Origin of the sequence: Streptomyces sp. NPDC093984, from assembly GCF_044764595.1 — a bacterium.
Lineage (GTDB): Bacteria > Actinomycetota > Actinomycetes > Streptomycetales > Streptomycetaceae > Streptomyces > Streptomyces cynarae.
On sequence record NZ_JBIWIM010000007.1, the window covers coordinates 433,517 to 453,932 of the forward strand.

At 72.6% G+C, this 20,416-nt stretch carries 25 protein-coding genes and 2 pseudogenes; 11 read left to right on the top strand and 16 right to left on the bottom strand.

What is annotated here, in order from left to right; all coding sequences use genetic code 11:
- Positions 1-17: 17 nt before the first annotated feature.
- Positions 18-2,120, bottom strand: coding sequence for a DUF1996 domain-containing protein (locus tag ACIRC0_RS26415; protein WP_403620133.1), 2,103 nt, complete (start codon positions 2,118-2,120; stop codon positions 18-20).
- Positions 2,121-2,318: 198 nt separating this feature from the next.
- On the opposite strand from ACIRC0_RS26415, the gene ACIRC0_RS26420 reads away from it, so the two are divergent.
- Entirely contained in the window at positions 2,319-2,999 is a 681-nt protein-coding gene (locus tag ACIRC0_RS26420) for a DUF4230 domain-containing protein (RefSeq protein ID WP_403620136.1), read from the top strand.
- A 25-nt stretch (positions 3,000-3,024) separates the two neighbouring features.
- Here the strand turns inward: ACIRC0_RS26420 and ACIRC0_RS26425 are convergent, their stop codons facing one another.
- From ACIRC0_RS26425 to ACIRC0_RS26450, 6 genes are read right to left on the bottom strand one after another with little or no spacing between them, the layout of a single operon-like run.
- Complete coding sequence (locus ACIRC0_RS26425; protein WP_403620139.1) at positions 3,025-4,782, bottom strand: complex I subunit 5 family protein; 1,758 nt, start codon at positions 4,780-4,782, stop codon at positions 3,025-3,027.
- Positions 4,782-5,129, bottom strand: coding sequence for a sodium:proton antiporter (locus ACIRC0_RS26430; RefSeq protein WP_200423062.1), 348 nt, complete (start codon positions 5,127-5,129; stop codon positions 4,782-4,784). Before ACIRC0_RS26430 ends, ACIRC0_RS26425 begins: the two co-directional genes overlap by 1 nt.
- A complete protein-coding gene (gene mbhE / locus ACIRC0_RS26435) occupies positions 5,126-5,869 on the bottom strand; it encodes a hydrogen gas-evolving membrane-bound hydrogenase subunit E (protein ID WP_403620142.1) in 744 nt (247 codons plus the stop codon). Before mbhE ends, ACIRC0_RS26430 begins: the two co-directional genes overlap by 4 nt.
- Positions 5,866-6,129, bottom strand: coding sequence for a Na(+)/H(+) antiporter subunit B (locus tag ACIRC0_RS26440; protein ID WP_388569353.1), 264 nt, complete (start codon positions 6,127-6,129; stop codon positions 5,866-5,868). Before ACIRC0_RS26440 ends, mbhE begins: the two co-directional genes overlap by 4 nt.
- Entirely contained in the window at positions 6,122-6,571 is a 450-nt protein-coding gene (locus ACIRC0_RS26445) for an MrpF/PhaF family protein (RefSeq protein WP_403620146.1), read from the bottom strand. The genes ACIRC0_RS26440 and ACIRC0_RS26445 overlap by 8 nt, the downstream gene beginning before the upstream one ends.
- Positions 6,568-6,750 (bottom strand): hypothetical protein, encoded by a 183-nt coding sequence (locus ACIRC0_RS26450; protein WP_403620149.1) that lies wholly within the window; start codon positions 6,748-6,750, stop codon positions 6,568-6,570. Before ACIRC0_RS26450 ends, ACIRC0_RS26445 begins: the two co-directional genes overlap by 4 nt.
- A gap of 260 nt (positions 6,751-7,010) precedes the next feature.
- On the opposite strand from ACIRC0_RS26450, the gene ACIRC0_RS26455 reads away from it, so the two are divergent.
- Positions 7,011-7,550, top strand: coding sequence for a VanZ family protein (locus tag ACIRC0_RS26455; protein WP_403620152.1), 540 nt, complete (start codon positions 7,011-7,013; stop codon positions 7,548-7,550).
- 71 nt (positions 7,551-7,621) lie between these two features.
- Here the strand turns inward: ACIRC0_RS26455 and ACIRC0_RS26460 are convergent, their stop codons facing one another.
- The gene (locus ACIRC0_RS26460) at positions 7,622-7,858 is read right to left on the bottom strand and encodes a hypothetical protein (protein WP_200423068.1); all 237 of its coding nucleotides are present in this window, start codon (positions 7,856-7,858) and stop codon (positions 7,622-7,624) included.
- 97 nt (positions 7,859-7,955) lie between these two features.
- On the opposite strand from ACIRC0_RS26460, the gene ACIRC0_RS26465 reads away from it, so the two are divergent.
- The 3 genes from ACIRC0_RS26465 to ACIRC0_RS26475 all read left to right on the top strand — a co-directional run bounded on the left by ACIRC0_RS26465 (position 7,956) and on the right by ACIRC0_RS26475 (position 11,067).
- The gene (locus ACIRC0_RS26465; RefSeq protein WP_403620155.1) at positions 7,956-9,017 is read left to right on the top strand and encodes a PHP domain-containing protein; all 1,062 of its coding nucleotides are present in this window, start codon (positions 7,956-7,958) and stop codon (positions 9,015-9,017) included.
- Positions 9,018-9,035: 18 nt separating this feature from the next.
- On the top strand, positions 9,036-9,698 hold the full coding sequence (locus tag ACIRC0_RS26470; protein WP_403620158.1) for an HAD family hydrolase: 663 nt from the start codon (positions 9,036-9,038) through the stop codon (positions 9,696-9,698).
- A gap of 400 nt (positions 9,699-10,098) precedes the next feature.
- The gene (locus ACIRC0_RS26475; protein WP_403620161.1) at positions 10,099-11,067 is read left to right on the top strand and encodes an SDR family NAD(P)-dependent oxidoreductase; all 969 of its coding nucleotides are present in this window, start codon (positions 10,099-10,101) and stop codon (positions 11,065-11,067) included.
- 111 nt (positions 11,068-11,178) lie between these two features.
- On the opposite strand, the gene ACIRC0_RS26480 is transcribed toward ACIRC0_RS26475, so the two are convergent.
- The 3 genes and pseudogenes from ACIRC0_RS26480 to ACIRC0_RS26490 all read right to left on the bottom strand — a co-directional run bounded on the left by ACIRC0_RS26480 (position 11,179) and on the right by ACIRC0_RS26490 (position 12,332).
- A complete protein-coding gene (locus ACIRC0_RS26480) occupies positions 11,179-11,412 on the bottom strand; it encodes a hypothetical protein (RefSeq protein WP_403620164.1) in 234 nt (77 codons plus the stop codon).
- 223 nt (positions 11,413-11,635) lie between these two features.
- Positions 11,636-12,088, bottom strand: a pseudogene (locus ACIRC0_RS26485) (reductase); the annotation flags it as partial.
- Entirely contained in the window at positions 11,970-12,332 is a 363-nt protein-coding gene (locus ACIRC0_RS26490; protein WP_403620167.1) for a hypothetical protein, read from the bottom strand. The gene ACIRC0_RS26490 and the pseudogene ACIRC0_RS26485, both read right to left, overlap by 119 nt.
- A 348-nt stretch (positions 12,333-12,680) precedes the next feature.
- On the opposite strand from ACIRC0_RS26490, the gene ACIRC0_RS26495 reads away from it, so the two are divergent.
- Entirely contained in the window at positions 12,681-12,959 is a 279-nt protein-coding gene (locus tag ACIRC0_RS26495; RefSeq protein WP_403620170.1) for a hypothetical protein, read from the top strand.
- Between the two features lie 44 nt (positions 12,960-13,003).
- Here ACIRC0_RS26495 and ACIRC0_RS26500 read toward each other — a convergent pair whose 3' ends face one another.
- Positions 13,004-13,516, bottom strand: a complete 513-nt coding sequence (locus ACIRC0_RS26500; RefSeq protein ID WP_403620173.1) for a GNAT family N-acetyltransferase — start codon at positions 13,514-13,516, stop codon at positions 13,004-13,006.
- 108 nt (positions 13,517-13,624) lie between these two features.
- Here ACIRC0_RS26500 and ACIRC0_RS26505 point away from each other — a divergent pair, with 108 nt between their 5' ends.
- The gene (locus tag ACIRC0_RS26505; RefSeq protein WP_403620176.1) at positions 13,625-14,263 is read left to right on the top strand and encodes a PAS domain S-box protein; all 639 of its coding nucleotides are present in this window, start codon (positions 13,625-13,627) and stop codon (positions 14,261-14,263) included.
- Here the strand turns inward: ACIRC0_RS26505 and ACIRC0_RS26510 are convergent.
- Positions 14,206-15,180: a DUF3626 domain-containing protein gene (locus ACIRC0_RS26510; protein WP_403620179.1), complete on the bottom strand. Its 975-nt coding sequence runs from the start codon at positions 15,178-15,180 to the stop codon at positions 14,206-14,208. The two genes, ACIRC0_RS26505 and ACIRC0_RS26510, sit on opposite strands and share 58 nt — an antisense overlap.
- Positions 15,181-15,267: 87 nt before the next feature.
- Between ACIRC0_RS26510 and ACIRC0_RS26515 the strand changes: the two genes are divergently transcribed.
- From ACIRC0_RS26515 to ACIRC0_RS26525, 3 genes and pseudogenes are all read left to right on the top strand, one after another.
- A complete protein-coding gene (locus ACIRC0_RS26515) occupies positions 15,268-15,762 on the top strand; it encodes an FBP domain-containing protein (protein ID WP_403620182.1) in 495 nt (164 codons plus the stop codon).
- A gap of 86 nt (positions 15,763-15,848) precedes the next feature.
- Complete coding sequence (locus tag ACIRC0_RS26520) at positions 15,849-17,126, top strand: aromatic acid exporter family protein (RefSeq protein ID WP_403620185.1); 1,278 nt, start codon at positions 15,849-15,851, stop codon at positions 17,124-17,126.
- Positions 17,127-17,169: 43 nt separating this feature from the next.
- Positions 17,170-17,370, top strand: a pseudogene (locus tag ACIRC0_RS26525) (hypothetical protein); the annotation flags it as partial.
- Between the two features lie 2 nt (positions 17,371-17,372).
- Here the strand turns inward: ACIRC0_RS26525 and ACIRC0_RS26530 are convergent.
- Both ACIRC0_RS26530 and ACIRC0_RS26535 read right to left on the bottom strand, forming a co-directional pair.
- Positions 17,373-18,095, bottom strand: coding sequence for a DUF2470 domain-containing protein (locus ACIRC0_RS26530; protein ID WP_403620188.1), 723 nt, complete (start codon positions 18,093-18,095; stop codon positions 17,373-17,375).
- A gap of 84 nt (positions 18,096-18,179) precedes the next feature.
- On the bottom strand, positions 18,180-19,010 hold the full coding sequence (locus ACIRC0_RS26535) for a pentapeptide repeat-containing protein (RefSeq protein ID WP_403620191.1): 831 nt from the start codon (positions 19,008-19,010) through the stop codon (positions 18,180-18,182).
- A gap of 235 nt (positions 19,011-19,245) precedes the next feature.
- On the opposite strand from ACIRC0_RS26535, the gene ACIRC0_RS26540 reads away from it, so the two are divergent.
- Positions 19,246-19,449, top strand: coding sequence for a DUF5999 family protein (locus ACIRC0_RS26540; protein WP_403620194.1), 204 nt, complete (start codon positions 19,246-19,248; stop codon positions 19,447-19,449).
- 51 nt (positions 19,450-19,500) lie between these two features.
- Here ACIRC0_RS26540 and ACIRC0_RS26545 read toward each other — a convergent pair whose 3' ends face one another.
- On the bottom strand, positions 19,501-20,244 hold the full coding sequence (locus ACIRC0_RS26545) for a PIG-L deacetylase family protein (RefSeq protein ID WP_403620197.1): 744 nt from the start codon (positions 20,242-20,244) through the stop codon (positions 19,501-19,503).
- Between the last annotated feature and the right edge of the window lie 172 nt (positions 20,245-20,416).

Here is a 20,416-nt window from a genome sequence, read left to right on the forward strand (position 1 = left end):
TGTGGCACGAACGCGGGTCAGAAGGACCTGCGTGCGTTCCGGCGCAGCACCACCAGACCCGCGATCACCAGGACCGCGCCGGCCGCGGCCGGCCACAGGTGCGCACCGGTCTCCGCCAGCCCGCCACCCGAGACCGACTGGGGCGCGGTCCCCGGCGCGGTGGAGGGGTCGGCGGCCGGGGCCGTGGAGGAGACGGCGGACGGAGCTGAGGTCGCCTCCCCGATGGTGGGCGAGGTCGCCGCGGGAGGCGTGGCCGCGCCGGTGTGGTGCCCTTCCGAGGCGCTGCGCGGCTGGGCGACCGCGCCGCCGGCTGCGGACGGGGTCGCGGGGACTCGGGGCGTCGCCCCGCCGCGGCCGTCACCCGCGCCGCCGGCCGGCGCCGTGGTGGCCGGGGCGGCCGTCGAGGGCTGCGCCGGCTGCGAGCCGGGGATGACGGAGCCGTTTCCGGCGCCACCGGGTGTGGCGGCCGGGGCGGATCCCGTCCCGCCGCCGGGCGCGGTGGTCGAGCCGGACCCGGCGTTGCCGCCGCCGGAGGGTGCGTCGGCGGACGGTGACGGCGTGTTCTGCGGCTGGTCGCCGGCGTCGCCACCGCACCGCTTGCCGGTGTTGACGCAGTCGACCACCTGGTTCATCAGCTCGTCGGTCATGACGTTGATGAAGTCGTCGTGGTCGGTGATCGGCTTGTGCAACTGCTCGGGGAAGCCGTCCACGGCGTAGGCGTTCCTCACCTGGCCGTTCTCGACGACCGGCTGCGGCACGTCGTACACCAGACGCATCGTCAGCTGCGGGATCGCCTTGAAGCCGTTCGGGCAGGTGCCGCTCCCGTCGGCGAAGGCCACATGCGTGCGGTGGTTGGCGCTGTCGATGTTCTGGCCGTCCCAGCAGCTCTGGAACGCGAACGACCGCACCACCTCGCTGCCCTGCGGGCAGATCGGGTACTTGTCCGTCAGCTGCACCTTGTCCTCGAAGCCGGTGCAGCTCCAGTGCGCGTTGGCGTTCTTGGGGCCGTTGGTGAAGGCCTTGGCGTCACCGGTGATGATCCGCAGGAACCGGGGCATGGCCACGACCTTGCTCGTCGGGCTGCCGGTGAACCTGATCTCGGCCTGCCGGGCCACCAGGATCCGGCCGACGTTGCCTTCCTTGCCGCCGCCGTCGGCGTTCTGGTCGAAGTCCTGGGTGCCGTCCTGCACGCGGAGCACCGGCCAGTAGTACGACGACTTGTCCTGCTGGTCCTGGCAACTGGTCTGCGCCGCTGCGAACGTGTCGTTGGTGGCGAAGGCGTCGTTCGACTGGTTGCCGACGTAGTCGTGCAGGTGGTGCGCGCCGTTCTTCACGCCGGGCGCCACGATCACGTTGTCGGTGTTGTGGTTCTTGTTCTCGTCGACACCGCACTTGGTCTCGAACGAACCGGTGGAGCCGCCGGCCTGCCGGCCGGGTCCCCCGACGTTCGGCTGCACGGTCCGGATGTCCACGAAGTCGGAGGCGACGGGCCCGCTCGTGTCCGTCCGACCGCCGTCGCCCTGCTGCCCGCCGTTGTCCTGACCGTTGCCGCTCTGCTGCCCGCCGCTGTTCTGAGCGTCGCCGCCGTTGTTCTGCTGTCCGCCGTTGTCGCTCTGGCCACCGGTTGAGGGCTGCGCCTGGTCGGCCGGTATCCCCGTGCACGCCGCCATGCCGTCGATCGCGCCCGGGGCGGTGCCGCCCGCCCGCTGGTAGTCGGTCTTGATCCGGTCGATCACCGCGGCGCGCCGGTCCTTGAGCGGGCCGAGAATGGAGTTCTGGACGTAGCTCGTGTCGCCCGCCTGCGCCTGGCGCGTCGACGCCAGCCGGTCGTAGGCCTCGGTGATCTGCTGGTCCAGGGTCGCCAGTTCCGTGTCGACCTGCGGCTTGGCCGCGTCCGGCACGTCGGTCAGCTTCTGGCCGACGTCCGGGCAGTCGATGGTGACGGTTCCGGCGGCAAGGACCCGGTCGCCGCCGCCCTGTTCCGAGCCGCCCCAGCCGCCCTCGGTCGCCGAGGCGTAGACGTTCGCCGCTACCAGCCCCCCTCCGCCCAATATCAGCGCGACCGCTGCAAAGGTCGCGCGCCGTGCGCCCGTTGGACGTCTACGCGAATTGCGTCTCAAGGCAGTGCTCCTACAGGTGTTGACCGGCTCGGCATGGAAAGCCTCCCTCCGTGTACGTGGCGGAACCCGCCCGTGTTCAACCGCACCGGAAATTCACAGCGACCTCATGGCCACGCCGTTCGCTTCCCCGGCGCCCAGGACCGCGTTCGAGCAAGGCTCCCGGCGGGCAACCGCTTGTCAGAAGGGAGGACTGTCGAGATGACGACGTCCACGAAGCAGGCACCCTCATCGGTGGCCGCGAGGCGGCGGATGCCCGGCTGGGGCAAGGCCGTCGTCGCGCTCGTCGCCCTGCTCGCGGTGTTCTTCGCCGGGCTGCGGCTGAGCGTGTTCCCGGGGCTGCGTGACCTGTTCGGCACGGACACGCACGACCGGTCCGGACCCGCACTGCTGAAGTCCATCCAGGACATGAGCCGTTACCAGGCCGCCTCGGGCAACTTCCAGGTGGTCGTGGACCTGGAGAAGGACTCCAGGTTCCTGCCGTCGGCGATCCGCGGCACCCGCACCCTGTACGTCGGCGCGGGCACCGTCGACGCCTACGTCGACCTCGGCAAGGTCGGCGATCAGGACGTCAAGGTCGACGGCGACCGCACGTCCGCCACCATCCGGCTCCCCCACGCCGCCCTGGGCAAGCCCGCGCTCGACCCCGACCGCTCGTACGCCGTCTCCAAACAGCGCGGCCTGCTCGACCGCATCGGCGACTTCTTCTCGGACAACCCGGGCAGTGAGCAGGCCGTGCAGAAACTGGCCGTCCAGCACATCGCCGAGGCCGCGAAGGAGAGCGAACTGACCGGCCGCGCCGAGACGAACACCACCAGCATGCTCGACGGGCTGCTGAAGTCCCTCGGCTTCAAGGAGGTGAAGGTCTACTACGGCACCTGAGCCCCCTGCCCTCTGTCCGGGGCTCTCAGCCGGTCAGGACGGCCGGCAGGGCGAGCACCCCGAGCAGGGCCGCGCCCGCCAGGACCCATGCCACGTAGTCCCCGATGTGCCCGGACTGCAGCCGGCGCAGTGGCAGCGTCCACGCCCGGAGGGCGAGCAGTCCGGGGCGGGCGACGGCGAGTGCGGCCAGGGCGAGGGCGAGGACCGTGGAGGCGAGCCCCAGCAGGACGCCGGCCGCGGTCCAGTGGACCGAGACGGCCGCACCGCCCGAGCCGGCCTCGTTCACGGAGCGCGCCACCGTCTGCGCGAAGCCGGGGACGACGCCCACCGCGAGCGACGCGGCGAGCAGCACGGCGGGCACGGCCGTCATGGTGTCCGGGATGCGGCGCAGCCGGTGCCGGGTCTCGGGTTCCTCTCCGGTGCCGGTGGTCTCGTACGACGCATCGACCTGCGGCTGAGGCCCGAGCCCGTAGAAGACGCGGGCCGCGACCCGCAGGACCGCGCCGCCCGTCACCGCGGACACGACGACGTAGAGCACGGTCAGCGGCCCGCCCGCCTCCTCGAGGACCGCCTTGCCGAGGGAGGTGCCGAACGGGGGCAGTCCGGCGAGCGCGAGCCCGCCGAGCACGAACATCACCGCGACGCCGCGCAGGGGACGGCCGCTGCCGTGCAGCGCCGCCTCGTCGACACAGCCGAACCGGTCGAGCAGGAGGCCGGTGCAGGCGAACAGGGCGGCCTTGGCTCCGGCGTGGCCCAGGATGTACAGGGCGACCCCGTCGTCCGCCTCGGGCACGAGCGTGCCGACCCCGACGAGGAACAGCCCCATGTGGGCGATGGTCGAGCACGCCAGGAGCCGTTTGATGTGCCGTTGCTGCCAGCACATGAGGGCGCCGACGACGCCGGTCAGGATGCCGAGGACGACCAGGGCCCGCTCCAGGTCGGCCGCCGGAATCCCGCCGGGACCCGAGAAGACGGTGGTGCAGACGCGCCAGACCCCGTACAGGCCGAGTTCGACCATGACGCCGGACAGCAGCATGCACACCGGAGTGGGCGCTACGGCGTGCGCGTCGGGCAGCCAGAAGTGGAACGGCACCGCGGCGGCCTTGACCAGCAACCCCGTCAGGACGAGGACGAATGCGGCGAGGGTCAGCGCGTCGGGTCCACCGTGGGCGTCGAGCCCGCGTCCCAGCTTGGTCATGGCGAGTTCACCGGTGCGCGCGTAGAGCAGTCCGATGCCCATGAGCATGGCGTAGGCACCGAGGGAGTTGATGATGCCGAAGGTCAGGCCGCCCTGGACGGCCTTGGCCTCCTCGACCCGGTAGCCGGTCAGGGCGTAGGCCGCGGTGCCCATCAACTCGAAGAACACGAAGGCGTTGAACAGGTCGCCGGTGATCGCGAAGCCGCACATGCCGCCCTGGAACAGCAGCATGAGGGCGGGGTAGGAACCGGCGTGCCCACGGGGCGGCTCCTCGAAGTAGCGCCAGGAGTACCCGAGGGCGGCCAGCGTCAGCACGGAGGCGAGAGCGGCCATCCCGAGCCCGGGGCCGTCCCCGACGAGGACGATGCCGACGCTCTCGCCGCCCACGGGTGTCCAGGCACCGACCCATTCGGTCAGCGGCGGCGAGGAGTTGAGGAGCAGCCACACCGCCAGCCCGGCGGTGCCGGCCGACAGGGCGCACCCGGCGCTCTCGGCGACGACGCGGGGCAGCCGGCGTCCGCAGGCGACCAGCGCTCCGGCGCCGAGCAGCGGGACGGCGACGAGCAGCGGCAGCAGGTGGTTCATCAGCCGCGCAACTCCCGCAGTTCGTCGGGGTCGACCGTGCCGTGGCGCTTGGCGACCTGCATGACGAGGGCGAGCAGCAGGGCGGTGACGGTGGCGCCGACGACGATGTCGGTGAGGGTGAGCGCCTGTACGACAGGGTCCACGACGGGCCGTGAGCCGGGCTTGAGGTCGGAGAAGACGGGCGCGGTGCCGCCGTCGCGGTAGCCGACGGCGAGCAGCAGGACGTAGGTGGCGGACTGGCAGACGGCGAGGCAGCCGACCGCGTGGATCAGGTTGCGGCTGGTCGCGAGGCCGTAGCAGCCGGTCAGAAAGATCCAGACGGCCACGAGGTACGGCAGTACGCTCATCGGTTCCCGTCCTCCTCCTCGATTTCGACGGCCTGGTCCAGGAAGCGTGCGAGCAGGACGACGATCGCGCAGGTCACCTCCATGCCGATGGCGGCGTTCAGCACCGGCACGATTCCGCCGGACGACAGCGTGTTGAACGTGCCGTACGGCAGGAGCGTGTTGGCGAGGAACGCCGTGCCGGCGAGGACACCCGCGAGCCCCGTCACGAGGTAGCCGGAGGCGGAGAGCGCGTCGCCGATCTCGTACACGTCGATCGGCCGGACACGTTCCAGTGCGCGGTAGTCGGCGCCGAGGTAGAGCAGGTGCAGACCGGTCGCGGCGACGACTCCGCCCTGGAAGCCGCCGCCGGGGCTGAGCTGGCCGTGCGCGATGACGTAGAGGCCGGTGAGGACGGCGACCGGCAGCACGATCAGCGCATACCGGCGGACGGGTGGCGCGACCGCCTCCGGTTCCGGCGTGGCGCGCTTCTCGTCGCGGGTCTGGCGCAGCAGGACGACCGTGCCGAGGACGGACGCGAACAGGATGCTCATCTCGCCGAGCGTGTCGAAGGCGCGCAGGTCGAAGTTGACGGAGGCGATGGTGTTGGCGGTCTGCCGGGACAGGGAGGCGTGGACGGCCCGGTCTCCGTAGGGGTGCCGGGAGCCGCCGAAGGAGGGCAGGTCGAGGCAGGCGGCGACGAGGAGGGCCGCGATGCAGGCGCCTCCGAGAGCCAGCACGACCACCCGGACGCGCCGCGTCATCGCTCCTCCCCCTTCCCGCCCTTGGGTTTCCTCCTGACCTTGCGCACCGAGAGCATGATCAGCAGCGGGGTGACCGCGGACCCCACCGCGAGCTGCGACAGGCCCACGTCGGGGGCCTGCACCACCGTGAACAGCACGGCCAGACACAGGCCGAGCAGGGCGAGGACGAGGGCTTGGCGGGCGGGGTCGCGGGTGGCGACGGCCGCGGTCGCGGAGGCGGCGACGAGCAGCAGGGCGACGACGATCAGCGGGTCATCCACGGTGGCTCCCGAATCCGCCCGCGAGCGCCCGGGAGGCGATGAGGTTGCCGCTGATCAGCAGTGCCCCGACGACCAGCAGCTTGACCATCGCACGCCCGGGCCCGGTGACGGCGCACAGCACCAGCACCACCACGGCCCCGTATCCCGCGACGGCGAGGGTGATGCCCCGGGCCTGCGGCGGGTCCTCGGCCAGTTCGTCGGCGAGCAGCCGGGCGAAGACGAGGGTGCCGACCGGCCCCAGCAGGGCCAGCAGGAGCGCGAGGTCGACGTACGACGTGCGCCCGAACCCCTGGGACAGCAGCAGCAGTCCGGGGCAGGCGACCGCGCTGGACAGGTTCTGGGCGACGACCCGGCGGCGCAGCGGTCCGGTCGAGACACCCCACACCGTGGCGCCGACGCCCGCGCCGAGTGCGATCGTGGCCGTGAGCGTCCAGCCGTTCACCGGGCGCCCACCGCCCGTCGTGCGGCGCGTGCCGCGACGGCGCCCACGAGTGCGGCCGACGCGCCGACGGCCCACTCCAGGGTGTCGATGGAGCTGATGAGAACGATCCAGAGCACGGTGAGGCCGCCCCACCAGAGGACGATCTCGACGGCGGCCCGGAATGTCGTACGCGCGTTCATGCACCGCCTCCGTCCATCGTCGCCGTGGAAGTCCGAAATATCCGGGTGTCATCCAAGCACCGCACGGGCCGCGGGGGGTGGCGGCGCGCGCGACTGGCTGCTGCTCGGAGTGCCCCGCCTACGGGCGGGGAAACCGACGGCGGTATGCCTCAGGCTCATCAGTGGTGGACGGCTGTCCCGGCTTGCGCACCACCGCGCTTCGATGCCGCGATAGCGGGTAACCAGCTTCGCCTGGAGGGAAGTTGACACGGGAGGAAGCGATGGCACATCCGGCGTTGCGCGCACTGGCCGCCAGGTCCGGTCTCCGCCGGACACAGACGGCCCCTGAGCGGGAACGGCGGCCGCTGCCGCTTCCGCTGCGGTTGCTGGCCATGGCCCTGGCCTTCGTGGCGATGGTGGCGTTCGCCGCCGCGCTGGCCCGGCTGACGCTGGAGCCGTCGCCCGCGTCGCGGGCGCTGGTCCACAGCAATCTGCATCCGGGGCGTTCCCTGCGCGCCTATCTGGACCAGTCCGGGGCGCGCGACGCCGTGCGGCAGATCGGCGGGAACGTACTGCTCGGTGTTCCGTTCGGGATCCTGCTGCCGGTACTGGCGCCCGGGGCGCGGGGCATCCTGCGCGTGGGTTTCGTCACCGCGTGCGTGATGCTGCTGGTCGAACTGGTGCAGGGCGCGGTCGTCACCGGGCGGGCCTTCGACATCGACGACGTCATCCTCAACACCGCGGGCGCGCTGCTCGGCCATCTGCTGGTGGGGCGCAGGCTGGGGCGGGCCGTGCATGCGCGCAAGCCGCGCAAGGCCTGAGGCAACGGCCTCGCGCCGAGCCGTCGTACCAGGTCGTCGTACCGGGTCGTCGTACCGGGTCGTCGTACCGGCTAGTGCGGCGTCCAGCGGAACTTGCCGCCGCCCACCCAGCGGACCATGTCCGGGTCGTCGCAGTCGTGGACCAGGACGCCCGCCTCCGCGGCGAGCGCCAGCACGTCGGTGAGCGAGTGCGCCGCGCCGACCACCTCACCGTCGACCTCCACGATCCGGAACGGCGGGTCGCCCGGCTGGACCCCGAGCACCACGATCCGCGGACGGGAGATGTGGGGACTCGCGATTTCGGTCATGCAATCGAGGGTAGAGCGGTCCGCGCTCCGGGGCGGCCGGACGCGCCCGTCGTGCGGGCCGCACCCGGCTGGGCAACGCTTGAGGAGGGAGGTGCCGATGGACCCCGTCACAGCGCTGGACCGGATCGCGTTCCTGCTGGAGCGGGCCCAGGCCCCCACCTACCGCGTACGGGCCTTCCGCACCGCGTCCGCCGTGGTGGCCGCTCTGCCCGCGGACGAGGTCGCCGAGCGCGCGGCCGCCGGGACCCTGGAGTCGCTCAAGGGCATCGGTCCCACCACCGCCCAGGTGGTGCGGGAGGCTGTGGCCGGGCAGGTCCCCGGCTACCTGGAGAAGCTGGAGCAGGAGGCCGGGACCGCGCCGAAGCGGGGCGGCGAGCGGCTGCGGGCGCTGTTGCGCGGCGACTGCCATCTGCACTCGGACTGGTCGGACGGAGGCAGCCCGATCGAGGAGATGGGCCGCACGGCGGCGCTGCTCGGACACGAGTGGGCGGCGCTCACCGACCACTCCCCCAGGCTCACCGTCGCCCGCGGGCTGTCCGCGGAGCGGCTGCGCGAGCAGCTGGACGTGGTCGCCGCGCTGAACGAGGAGTGGGCGCCCTTCCGGCTGCTGACCGGCATCGAGTGCGACATCCTCGAGGACGGCTCACTGGACCAGGACCCAGAACTCCTGGACCGGCTCGACGTCGTGGTCGTATCGGTGCACTCGAAGCTGCGCATGGACGCGCGCTCGATGACGCGCCGCATGATCGCGGCGGTCCGCAATCCCCTGGCCGACGTGCTCGGCCACTGCACCGGAAGGCTGATCACCGGGCGCGGGCGCCCGGAGTCGGAGTTCGACGCGGACGCGGTGTTCGCCGCGTGCGCCGAGTCCGGTACGGCCGTGGAGATCAACAGCCGGCCCGAGCGGCTGGACCCGCCGCGTCGACTGCTGCGCCGGGCGGTCGAGGCGGGGGTGCTGTTCGCGATCGACACCGACGCCCACGCGCCCGGGCAACTGGACTGGCAGATCAACGGCTGCGCCCGGGCCGAGGAGTGCCAGGTGCCCGTGGACCGTGTGGTCACGACCTGGACCGCCGAGGAGCTGCTGGCCTGGACCCGTGAGCGGCGGGTTCCCCCGCGTGTGGCCGGCGCGGCGCGTGGTACCCGGCCCGGTACCTGAGGGAGGAGAGGACCGAGCATGGGACGGGCGGCCGTGTTCGACGTGGACGGAACCCTCGTCGACACAAATCATCTGCATGTCACGACGTGGTGGGAGGCGTTCCGGCAGGCGGGTCACCAGGTGCCGATGCACGCCATCCACCGGGCGGTGGGCCTCGGCTCCCAGGACCTGATCGCCCATCTGCTGGGCGGGCGGGACCGGGACGAGGTCGACATGCTGGTGGCCGCGCACACGACCCTGTACGGCACGTACTTCGACCGTCTGCCGCCGCTCAAGGACGCCGGACGGCTGCTGCGCCGGCTCGACCACGACGGCTGGAACGTCGTGCTCGCCACCTCGGCGAGCGGGCGGGAGCTGTCGGCGCTGAGGCGGGCGATCGGGGCGGACGACGCGATCGCGGCGACGGCGAGCGCGGACGACGTGGCGGCGGGCAAGCCCGCGCCGGAGCCCGTGGAGCATGCCCTGGAGCTGGCCGGGGTGCCGCCCGAGCAGGCGGTGTTCGTGGGCGACACGGTGTGGGACATGCGGGCGGGGACACGGGCCGGAGTGACGTGCGTCGGCCTGTTGTCCGGGGGCATTCCGAGCGCGGATCTCCAGGAGGCCGGGGCGCGCGCGATCTACCGGGATCCGGCGCATCTGCTGGCCATGCTGGGGGACAGTCCGCTGGCCCCGGATACGTAGACGGCGGACCGCACGCGTCGCGAAGTGATGCAGATCACCTCGGGCGGCTGGATTTTCCGGAACACCGACCGGTAGTTTTCTGTTGAACGAGCCGTGGGAGCGCACGGGACAGGGTCCCCGGGCCTCACCTTCCGCCCACAGGGACGATCGTTCGGCTGAAGCCCTGTGGAGCCTTTCGCCGAGAGGCGACCGCCGTGTGCGCCCACACAGACTGCCCCGACCGGTATTCCCCCGTCCGGTCGGGGCTTTCCCTTGCCCGCACACGCCCGGCCCCGCACGGCCTGACGCCCGCCGCCCGGGCCGCACGCCCCCCACGCCGCACATCCCAAGCCGTACGTCCTGGTGCCCCGGGACGGCACCGGCTTGACTTCGAGCGCACTCCAATTCGTAGCGTCCTCGCATGAGCACTGCACAGCACAGGATCGGGTCGGGTTTCGACGCCAGGAGCACCGCCGACGACGTACTTCGGGGAATCGACCTCAGCGGCAAGCTCGCGGTGGTGACGGGCGGCTACTCCGGGCTCGGCCTGGAGACGACGCGGGCGCTCGTCAAGGCGGGCGCCCGGGTGGTGGTCCCGGCGCGGCGCCGGGATGTCGCTCAGGAGGCTCTGGCGGGGCTCGACCGGGTCGAGGTGGACGAGCTCGACCTCGGTGACCTTCAGAGCGTGCGCGAGTTCGCCGAGCGGTTCCTCGCGTCGGACCGGTCCATCGACATCATGATCAACAACGCCGGGATCATGGCCACCCCGGAGACACGGGTGGGGCCTGGCTGGGAGGCGCAGTTCGCCACGAACCACCTCGGCCACTACGCGCTCGTGAACCGGTTGTGGCCGGCGATCGCACCGGGCGGGGCGCGCGTGGTGTCCGTGTCGTCGACCGGCCACCACAGGTCCGGGATCCGCTGGGACGACCTGCACTTCAAGCAGGGGTACGACAAGTGGGAGGCCTACGGCCAGGCGAAGACCGCGAACGTCCTGTTCGCCGTGCATCTGGACCGGCTGGGCCGCAAGGACGGCGTCCGCGCCTTCTCGCTGCACCCCGGCGGCATCCTCACCCCGCTGCAGCGTCACCTCGCCAAGGAGGAGATGGTCGAGCGGGGCTGGATCGACGAGACGGGCGCCCTGGTGGACCCGGACGCCTTCAAGACACCCGAGCAGGGTGCGGCCACCCAGGTGTGGGCGGCGACCTCGCCCCGACTGGACGGCATGGGCGGGCTGTACTGCGAGGACTGCGACATCGCCGAGCCCGCACCGGCGGACGGCGGCCGCAGCGGGGTGAAGGACTGGGCGATCGATCCGGAGCAGGCGGCGCGCCTGTGGGAGGTGTCCGCGGACCTGACGGACGTCGACGCGTTCGCGTCCGGCTCCTGAGAGCGGGTGGCTCGGCCGCTCGGCGTCCGCGGACGTGACCGCGCCGCCGACCCTTGGAGCGCGAGGGCTCCACGGGTCGGCGGCGCAGCCGGTACGTCGGCGACGAGGCGGTCAGTCCGGGGACTCGTCCGGTACGGGGCCCTCCGGGTGGACGGACCCCGCGCGCGGGGCACCCTGCCTGCCGGTGCCCGCCTCGTCCGTGTCGGGGACGTCAGGGGCATCGGTGCCCCCCTTCGCGGGGCGGGCGTCCCACCGGTCCTCGCCCTCGTGGGCCTGCTGGTCCGGCATGTCCCGCGGAACCGGATCCACGGTCTCGCCGGGACCCTCATGCCGGTGCTCGGTCACGGCGATCACTCCATTCCTCTCATTTGCCGGCACGGCGGGCCCCGCACGGAGCAGGGCCCTTCCGGGCGAGGCGGCGAGTACCGCGGGGAGGGTCCCCGAAACCGGCGGTGCCGGGTCGACCAGGGAAACCGGCGGGTGGCTCAGGGCGGACAGTGGCCGTGACCGACCGGGCACCCCTCCGGACGGGGCCGCGGCAGCTCGCGGCGGCCGCCCTTCGGTGCCGTCACCCGGCCGCGTACACGTCCTCGACATAACGCCCCGAGACGATCAGCTCGTCCAGCCACCGTCCGGAGTCCCCACCCGGCACCCGCTCGGCATACAGCGCCCGGAACGCCTCGCGGACGCCCGGAGCCATACGGGAGCCGTCCCCGCACACGTACACGCGGGCCCCGGCATCGAGCAGCCGCCACACCTCGTCGGCCTCGGCGGCGATGCGGTGCTGCAAGAAGGACACACCGTCGACGGGCGCCGCGCTGAACGCGGGGCGCAGCGAGACCGCACCGGCGGCCTCGGCGGCCCGCAGCTCCTCGGCGTGCAGAACGTCCGCGTCCGGCGCGTCACAGCCGAAGTAGCAGACGGCCGGGGCGAGCCGGGCGCCCTTGGTCAGCGCCCGCACCCGGTCCGCGATCGCGCCGCGGAACGGGGCGAGTCCGGCACCGGCCGCGACCATGAGGACCGCCCAGGGCGAAGGCGGGCATCAGGATGTCGTGGGCCCTGGCCCAGTTGGGCTCGTCGTTGTACGCGGTGAACAGGCCGTCCCCGGCGAACTCGCGGACGTTCTCCAGGGCGGGGCCCACGGCCTTGGCGAAGCGCGCCTCGTCGGAGAGGTCGGTGACCAGGTCGAGGTCGGCCACGAACAGGACGTCGCGCCTGTGCAGCCGGCGCACCAGCACAGGGCCGTGCCGGCGCATCAGCTCCATGGCCTGCTGGATCGGGGTGCGGCCGGGGCCGATGTCGGAGATGTCGGCAACGGGGACGCCGTGCGGGGTGCCGAGGGTGGTCTGCGGGTGCGCGGTGGGGGGGCATGGCGCGACAACTGCCTTTCGCGGTACGGAACTCCTGCCACCAGCTTGGCCGTCGGTCGCCGGGGTCCGTGCCGGGCGACTACATGAATCCGCAGTGGAAAGGACCGGCCGGGCCTTGCCAACCCGGCCGTGGTGCGCAAGACGGCGTTGCCGGACATCGTCTAGGGCCGACCGGTCGATCTCGGTCCTCTCATGCGGGTCGCGGGACCCGGCCCCTGGTGCGCGCGCCTAGGATCCGGGGCCGTGGCGAAGACATTTGAAGAAATCGTGGAGATGCAGCGCGCGGCGAAAGAGGCCCAGGTGCGGACCGCCGAACTGCGCGAGAAGTACGGCTCGCCCACCGCCACGGCATGGACCAAGCAGCAGACCGACACGTACGAGACCGCGTGGCGCGCCTGGCGCGACCTCGACCGGGACCTTCAGGCCGAGCTCACCGAGTACGCGAAGTCCCACGGCCGGACGCGCGCCGATGTCGAGGCGGAGGTGCTGGCACAGGCGGAGGAACCGCCTGGGAGCGCCTAGGGCAGGACAGGCCCTGGGGCAGGCCGCGGCGGCCCGGCCTGCTGTCAGGTGCGAGCGAGGTCGATGCGCCAGTCGTTGGATCTGGCCCACTGCCCCTTGGGGTACTCGAAGTCGACCTGTCCGAGCAGTTCGAAGCCGGCCTTGCGGCAGACCGCGTTGGAGGCGGGGTGGTCCACCCGCGGGAACGCGTGCAGATACCGGTGGGGGCCGGTGGCTCGCGCCGCCTCGGCCACCGCGCGGGCCGCCCGGACGGCGAGGCCCCGTCCCTGGAACTCGGGCAGTACGCCCCACCCGGTCTCCCACACCGTCGCCTCACGCCACGACCGCTCCCAGAAGCCGATCGACCCCACCGCCTCGCCGCTGTCCGCCAGCGTGATCCGGTACATCCGGCCCGCTTCGAGAGCGAGATAGCGCCGGTGCCGCGCGGCGAGTCGCTCCTCGGTCTCGGGACCGCCCAAGTGCTCCGTCATCTCCGGGCTGTTGGTCCTGCTCAGCAGCCAGAAGTCGTCCTCGGCCCAGGGCTCGAGCCGAACCTGTCGCGCGTCCGTGGTGTCCATGGCGCTCACCCTAGGGCCCGGGTCTGACAACGGCCCCGCGCCTACCCGGGGTCATGCCTCTGACCTGGGCGTCTATCGTTGATCGCGGAACGTGGTGAGAGGGGCGTGATGGACTCGGAACCCCAGGCCGCGGTCGTGTGGCGGAACCGGGCGCTGACGCTCTTCGACCGGATCCCGATGCCGGTCGCGGTGCGCGACGTGCACGGGGCGATCGTGCTGGCCAATCCGGCGATGGCCACCGAGTGGGGCGCGACACCGGGAGGTCTGCGCGGGCGGAACGTGCTGGACCGGTTCCGTCCGCAGGAGCCGACCCAGATCGAGCGCGTCGCGCAGGCACTGCGGTTACGGCACCGTTCGCGCTATCCGGTGTCGGTGTGCTGGGACGCCGCCGACGGGGTGCGGCGGCACGGCGAGCTGACCGCCGACCCGGTCAGCGACTCGGTCGAGGCGATGCCCGCGCTGCTGGTCCTGGTACGCGTGCTCGGCGAGTGCCCGGAACCGGACCGGGCGCCCGCCGCCCCACCCGCCGGCCCCGCCGAGGCCCGCATCCTGGCGCTGCTGGCCGGGGGCGCCACCACGGCCCGCGCGGCGCGCGAGACCGGGCTCACGGTCGACGGCGTCACCTACCACCTGCGGCGTCTGTCGCAGCGGTGGGGCGCGGCGAACCGTACGGAGCTGGTGGCGCGCGCCTACGCGCTGGGCGTGCTCGTGCCCGAGGTGTGGCCGCCGGAGGCGGCCGGCTGCTGAGCCGGGGTCCGCGCCGCACCGCCGTGGGTACCTGCCGGACGGGCCGTCCCCGCCCCCTGTGGCGCGCCGAAGCGCGCCAGGCAGTGCCACACCATCTTCAGGTCCTGCGGCACGTACCGGCCCGTGCGCACCGCATCACCGATGATCCTCGGATCCAGGTACCCGTCCTCGGCGATCCGCTCCCCCAACTCGACGTACTGAGGGCCGCGGTAGTCCGCGTGCCGGCGCAGCTCCGCCACCGAGAGCCGGTACCCGGGGTGCCACTCCACGGCGCACGGCAACAGGCGGGCGGCGGCCTCGACGGGGGTGCCGCGGTAGCTCGCGTCCAGGACCAGCGCCTCCACGTCCCGCTCCAGCACGACCGGGCCGTGCACATGGGCCTCGATGTAGTCGTTGAGGGCGTCCTGGCGGTCGGCCTCGGCCAGCTCGATGAGGTGCATGCCCGCAGCCACCCCGAAGTGGCACGGCTCGGCCGCGCTGTCCGGGTAGCAGAACGTGGTCCGCTCCAGCGTGGCGGCGGCCAGCCGGAAGTGCGAGGAGCCGAAACGCGGCGCCGCCCCGACCACCTGGCGGCGGAAGTTCAGCGCGCCGTACGCCGGCCGCTGGTGCGCGGGTCCGGTGTCGTAGGCGCCGCCGAAGATCCGGCTCTCCCAGCGCCAGCGGTCACCGCCGGGGTGGGCGGTGAGCCCGCCGTTGCTGGTGCCCGTTACGAACTGCGAGCGGTACGCGCCGTCCGCGGCCAGTGCCCGCAGGATCGGCCGGCCGCCGCGCACGAGCCGGTCGGGATGGAAGTTGAGGGTCAGCCGCAGGTCCCGGGGTACCGGGGGACCCGAGGAGAGGGCCGCGACGTGCCGCAGCGCCCGTTCGGCCGCCGCAAGGGCACCGGATCCGGCTCGTTCGTCTCCCCTGAAATCCATTGGCCACCCCCGATGGAACCGACTACTTTAGGCAAAAACCTAGGACTCCTAGGCTGCCAGGCTTCCGTACCCGAGCAAGGACTCCTCATGAGATCGCTCACCGAGCAGGACATCCGCAACTCCTTTGTCAACTGCTCCAAGGGAGAGGCGAAACGCCTGGCGATACCCCGCGACCTCGGCGAACGCGCCTGGGAGGACCTGGACTTCCTGGGCTGGCGGGATCCGGGGGCACCGGATCGCAGCTATCTGGTCGTCGAACGCGCCGACCGGCTCGTCGGCGTCGCGATGCGCTTCCCGTCCTCACAGCGTGGCTTCCTGCACCGCAGCATGTGTTCGCTGTGCCTGACCACCCACCCGGGCAGCGGCGTGTCCCTGATGACGGCCCGGAAGGCGGGCGCGGCCGGCCGCGAGGGCAACTCGGTCGGTGTGTACATCTGCACCGACCTCGCGTGTTCGCTGTACGTGCGTGGAAAGAAGGTGCCCGAGGCCGGGGGCCGCTTCCAGGAGAGCCTCACGGCGGAGGAGCAGATCGCCCGGATGATGGCCAACCTGTCCGCCTTCCTGGACAAACTGGGCACCTGAGCGCGCGCTGGGTCGCCCCCCGGGCGACGCCCGCGGTGCCTGTTGTGTACGTTCGATGCCTGGGTGCCAAGGGAAAGGCGTTGGGGATGCGAGATGTCCGTGATGCCTGGGCGCAGGCCGCCACCCGGATCGCCAGGTGGCGGCAGGAGCCCGAGGTGGTCCAGGCGGTGCGTTCGACGGCGGCCGCGACCGTCGCGTATGTCGTCGCCCTGCGCCTGAGCCCTGAGCCGGCTCCCCTGACGGCGCCCCTGACCGCGCTCCTCGTCGTGCAGGTGACGCTGTACGCGACGCTCACCACCGGTGTGCGCCGGGTGAACTCCGTGGTGGCCGGAGTCGTCATCGCGATCGCCTTCAGCATTCTGGTGGGCCTGACCTGGTGGAGCCTCGCCCTGATCATCCTGGCCTCGCTGGCCGTGGGGCATCTCGTACGGGTCAGAGAGTTCGTGCAGGAAGTCGCGATCAGCGGCATGCTGGTCCTCGGGGTGACCCAGGTCGGCAGCACCGCCTGGGCCCGGGTCGTGGAGACGCTCATCGGCGCGGCGGTCGGCCTCGCCACCAATCTGTTCATCGCGCCCCCGGTGTGGCTGGGGGCCGCCGAAGAGTCCATCGAAGGGCTCGCGCGCCGGATCCGCCAGCTGATGCTGCGCGTCGGCGAGGAGGCCGCGGGGCACACGCCGGCCGCGCAGGCGACCGCACGGCTGCACGAAGCGCGCCGGCTGGACCATGACATCGTCCTGGTGGACGCCGCGCTGCGGCAGGCCGAGGACAGTCTGAAGCTCAACCCGCGGGTCCGCGAGGGCCTGCTGCACCGGATAGTGCTGCGCACCGGACTCGACACGCTGGAGATCGTCACGGTGGTGCTGCGGGTGATCTCCCGCACCCTCGCCGACCTGGCGAAGGAGCGGGAACCCGAGCCGCTGTTCGAGTCGGAGATCGGGGCGACGCTGGACCGGCTGCTGTCGGAGATCGGCGACGCCGTGGTCAGCTTCGCGGTGCTCGTCACCACCGATGTCAGCCGCAGCGCAGAGTCCGCGGAGGCCCGGCTCGCCGAGGAGCTGGTCACGGCGGGCGCGACCCGCGACAAGCTGGCCCAGCTGCTGCTGGAGGAGGTGCAACGCGACAGCCGTCAGTGGCAGTTCCACGGCGCGGTGCTGACCGAGGTCAACCGCATCCTGGACGAGCTGGACATCGAGCACCGCACCCGGCGCCTGCTCGAGGAGCTGGACCGCGGCACCCGGGAGCAGCGCGAGCGCAACCCGCGTCTGGCCAGGCTGTGGGACCTGGTGCGCGAGCCCCGGTTCACCCGGATGCGTGACCTTCGTCGACGCCGGAACCGCACGGGGCCGCCCCGGCGTTCCAGGTAGGACGGGCCACCGGACGGGGAGAGGGACGGGGCGCAGGGGCGCGGTGCGGATCGACGGGAACCGGCTGCTGCTGCCGGGCGGTGTGCGGGTCCGCTTCATGCGGACGCTGCGGCCGCCGGAGACGGGCACGCATCCGCTGCCGCCCGGGCTGGGCGAGTTCCCCGTACGCCGGGTGGAGGACCAGGCGGAGACGGTGCCCGCGAATTGGCGGGCGCGCGGCGGCGTGATGCTGCCGGTGTGTCTGCCTCAGCGGTCTCCGTCCGTGCGCTGCCGCAGCAGTGCGCGCGGGCAGGTCCGGGCGGCCTGCGCGAGCAGGGCGTGCATGCGTTCGGCGAGCTGCGGGACCGTGTCCGCGGGCTCGGGGAACGGCAGGCGTACGTCGCCGTGGTCGCGGACCCGCTCGATGCGCAGCGTCAGCCCGTGCCGGTCGACGGCGAGCGGCTGGACGCGTACGGCGCCGTGCAGGCTGCCCGGATCGACGAGCCGGGTCAGCCGCTGGACGGCGTCCGGGTGGGCGTCGGCGAGGTGGGTGAGCAGCCGGGCCTCGGCGGCGACGAGCGGATCGGGCTCGGCGCTCGCGTACTCGTCGAGGTCGATGACGACCACGCCGTTCGCCCGGCGCAGCGCGATGCGCGTCGGCCGCAGCGCGAGCTGGTCTCCCTCGGGCTCGACCTCGCCCGCGAGCCACAGCCGGGCACGGATCCGGGACCGTACGGGAACGGGCGCGACATCGGCGAACTCCAGCACCACGGACGGCTCTCCCCGGGGAGCGCACAGGGCGGCCGTGAGCAGTGCGCCGCCCTCGGGCGGGCGCAGGAGCACCCGGCCGTCGGCGGCGACGGAGTGTGCGCCGGTGAACTCCTCCCGTCCGTCCCGCGCGGTCACGGCGCAGGACCATGCGGCGGCGAGCACCGAGCGGGCACGCTCCGCCGCGACCGGCGCGGCCGTCCAGGCGTGACGGTGACCCATCCCCAACCTCCTTAGGTAAGCCTTGCCTAACCTATCGGAGATCGGGGTGTGCGCCAACCAGGCCCCGGGTTCATCACGGAACCGTCAGAGGTGCGCCGTCCAGTGGGCGGGGCGCGTGACGGACGCCGGGAGCCTGGTGCCCGCGCTCCCCCGCGCCGCGTTGATCTGCGGCTGGGTCAGAAAGAAGGCGCCGGTCAGATCGGCGTCCGTGAGGTCCGCGTCCCGCAGGTCGGCGCCGATCAGATCCGTGTGGCGCAGGTCGGCGCCCGTGAGGTCGGCGGCTATCAGACAGGCGCCCCGCAGACTGGCACCGCGCAGGTCGGCTCCCTTCAGACGCGCGCCGACGAGATCCGCGCCCCGCCGGTCCTTCGTACGGCGGCCGGTCCCGGCCCGGACCAGCTCACTGGTGCGCAGCAGCAGCACATTGACCTGCTGCCGGTGCGCGCCCACATCCAACTCGCCGAGCTCCTCGGCGGTCCGGAGGGTCAGCCGCTCGGTCTCCTCCAGCATGCGGCGCAGATCGGCGTGGACCGGGCGGGCCGCGGGGAGGGTGAGCGCCTCGGTCAGGTACCAGAGCAGCTCGTGGAGTTGCCGCACGACGGGGAACACGCCGAACATCCGCCGGGCGTGCTCCCGGTCGCCCGAGCGCCAGTCCCGCCCGCCGAAGGTGATCTGCGAGACCTTCTGCCCCGCACCGAAGCAGTCGTAGACCGTGCAGCCGGAGAAGCCGCGCTGCCGCAGCTCGGAGTGGACACCGCAGCGGAAGTCGCCCTCAAGGTTGCGGCAGGGCGTTCCGGCGTCCTTGTCGACCGCGAAGTCGGCGGAGCGGGCGAAGGGCAGCGCGACACAGCACAGGGCGAAGCAGGAGCCGCAGTCGCCGCGCAGGTCGGAACGGTCGGTGGAGGGTGGGTGCATGACGTCACCCTAATCGGGGGTTCCGGTGCCGGGACGGCACCCGCCCGGTGGCCGGTGAGTGGCCGCGGGAACACGGCGCACGTACGGTCGCCTCATGGACAGCACAGCAACGGAGCACCGCGGGGCCGGGAAAGCTCACCGTTGAGTTTCCTGGACCGTGGGGGTCCTCTCACTCGTACGAAAACAAACTCCGCTACCACAGAGGCAGACCTCGTACGACCCCTGGAGAGACGTCATGTGCACGCACCGGCCCGAGTGCCCATCGGCCGACCGCCCCGACCACGACGCGGCGGTCATCGTCTCCGCCCACCCCGAACAGGGGTGGTATCGGCTGTGCAACGGCACCATCGTCTTCGACGACACCGGCGAACTGCTGCCGGACGGACGGGCGGTGGCACCGCTGCGCACGACCGGCAGACTGGACGGGGCGAACGCCTGAGTGGCCGCAGCCACCTGCCCAGCGGCCGGAGCCGGCGGCTGAGCGGCCGGGCTAACGGCCGAACAGCTCGAAGGCCACGGCCGGTGTCCCGCCGAACCGCTCCCCCGCGGCCTCGGTCTGGGCGGTGAGGAAGGACCGGGCGTAGGTCTCCGGGTCCTCGTCGGTCAACGCCTCGATGTAGGTGCGGTGTCGGAGGAGTGACCGCACCGCGCGTTCGAGCCCCGCTGTCGCCTCCACGGCGTGCGTGGGCTGCGCGGAACCGGCGACGGCGACCCAGCGGACGCCGTCCCAGGGCTCCAGTCCGCGCTCGGTGAGCTCGGGGAAGATCCACCGGTTGCCGGCGTCCGCGGCCGCGTCCAGGGTGGCGCGTCCCACGGCCACGTGGTCCGGGGTGTTCCAGGCGACGCCGCCCCAGGTGTCGCGGTGGTTGAGGGTGATGACCAGCTCCGGGCGGTGACGGCGGATCGCCGCCGCGATGTCCCGGCGCAGCGCGACCCCGTACTCAATGACCCCGTCCCGGTGGTCCAGGAACTCCACCGTGGACACGCCGACCACCGCGGCGCTCGCCCGCTGCTCCCGCTCCCGCAGCGGTCCGCACACGGACGGCTCCAGCGAGTCGATCCCGGCCTCACCGCGGGTGGCGAGGAGATACGCGACCTCGCGGCCGCCGTCGGTCCACCCGGCGATGGCCGCCGCGCAGCCGTACTCGAGGTCGTCGGGGTGGGCGACGACGGCGAGGGCGCGGCTCCAGTCGTCCGGCATGGCCTTGAGCTGCTCGTTCCGTGGCTCGGTCATGGCCGCAGGGTAGCGCCGCGCTCCTGTGCGCCGGTCAGGCGAGGGTGAAGTAGGCGAGGCTGCCCGTCGACCGGTTCACCCTGACCCGCCCGCGCGGCGGCCGCTGACCTGCCCATCGCGGGGGGTGGTGCCGGCACCACCCCCTGATCCACCGGCTCGGCCCACTGTGCTG

Coding starts and splice junctions, on each gene's coding strand:
- ACIRC0_RS26540 (WP_403620194.1), top strand. CDS start 19,246: ATGTGCACGCACCGGCCCGAGTGCCCATCGGCCGACCGCCCCGACCAC.
- ACIRC0_RS26425 (WP_403620139.1), bottom strand. CDS start 4,782: ATGAACCACCTGCTGCCGCTGCTCGTCGCCGTCCCGCTGCTCGGCGCC.
- ACIRC0_RS26545 (WP_403620197.1), bottom strand. CDS start 20,244: ATGACCGAGCCACGGAACGAGCAGCTCAAGGCCATGCCGGACGACTGG.
- ACIRC0_RS26455 (WP_403620152.1), top strand. CDS start 7,011: ATGGCACATCCGGCGTTGCGCGCACTGGCCGCCAGGTCCGGTCTCCGC.
- ACIRC0_RS26515 (WP_403620182.1), top strand. CDS start 15,268: ATGAGATCGCTCACCGAGCAGGACATCCGCAACTCCTTTGTCAACTGC.
- mbhE (WP_403620142.1), bottom strand. CDS start 5,869: ATGACGCGGCGCGTCCGGGTGGTCGTGCTGGCTCTCGGAGGCGCCTGC.
- ACIRC0_RS26430 (WP_200423062.1), bottom strand. CDS start 5,129: ATGAGCGTACTGCCGTACCTCGTGGCCGTCTGGATCTTTCTGACCGGC.
- ACIRC0_RS26490 (WP_403620167.1), bottom strand. CDS start 12,332: ATGGAGCTGATGCGCCGGCACGGCCCTGTGCTGGTGCGCCGGCTGCAC.
- ACIRC0_RS26450 (WP_403620149.1), bottom strand. CDS start 6,750: ATGAACGCGCGTACGACATTCCGGGCCGCCGTCGAGATCGTCCTCTGG.
- ACIRC0_RS26465 (WP_403620155.1), top strand. CDS start 7,956: ATGGACCCCGTCACAGCGCTGGACCGGATCGCGTTCCTGCTGGAGCGG.
- ACIRC0_RS26500 (WP_403620173.1), bottom strand. CDS start 13,516: ATGGACACCACGGACGCGCGACAGGTTCGGCTCGAGCCCTGGGCCGAG.
- ACIRC0_RS26520 (WP_403620185.1), top strand. CDS start 15,849: ATGCGAGATGTCCGTGATGCCTGGGCGCAGGCCGCCACCCGGATCGCC.
- ACIRC0_RS26475 (WP_403620161.1), top strand. CDS start 10,099: ATGAGCACTGCACAGCACAGGATCGGGTCGGGTTTCGACGCCAGGAGC.
- ACIRC0_RS26470 (WP_403620158.1), top strand. CDS start 9,036: ATGGGACGGGCGGCCGTGTTCGACGTGGACGGAACCCTCGTCGACACA.
- ACIRC0_RS26460 (WP_200423068.1), bottom strand. CDS start 7,858: ATGACCGAAATCGCGAGTCCCCACATCTCCCGTCCGCGGATCGTGGTG.
- ACIRC0_RS26535 (WP_403620191.1), bottom strand. CDS start 19,010: ATGCACCCACCCTCCACCGACCGTTCCGACCTGCGCGGCGACTGCGGC.
- ACIRC0_RS26505 (WP_403620176.1), top strand. CDS start 13,625: ATGGACTCGGAACCCCAGGCCGCGGTCGTGTGGCGGAACCGGGCGCTG.
- ACIRC0_RS26510 (WP_403620179.1), bottom strand. CDS start 15,180: ATGGATTTCAGGGGAGACGAACGAGCCGGATCCGGTGCCCTTGCGGCG.
- ACIRC0_RS26530 (WP_403620188.1), bottom strand. CDS start 18,095: ATGGGTCACCGTCACGCCTGGACGGCCGCGCCGGTCGCGGCGGAGCGT.
- ACIRC0_RS26420 (WP_403620136.1), top strand. CDS start 2,319: ATGACGACGTCCACGAAGCAGGCACCCTCATCGGTGGCCGCGAGGCGG.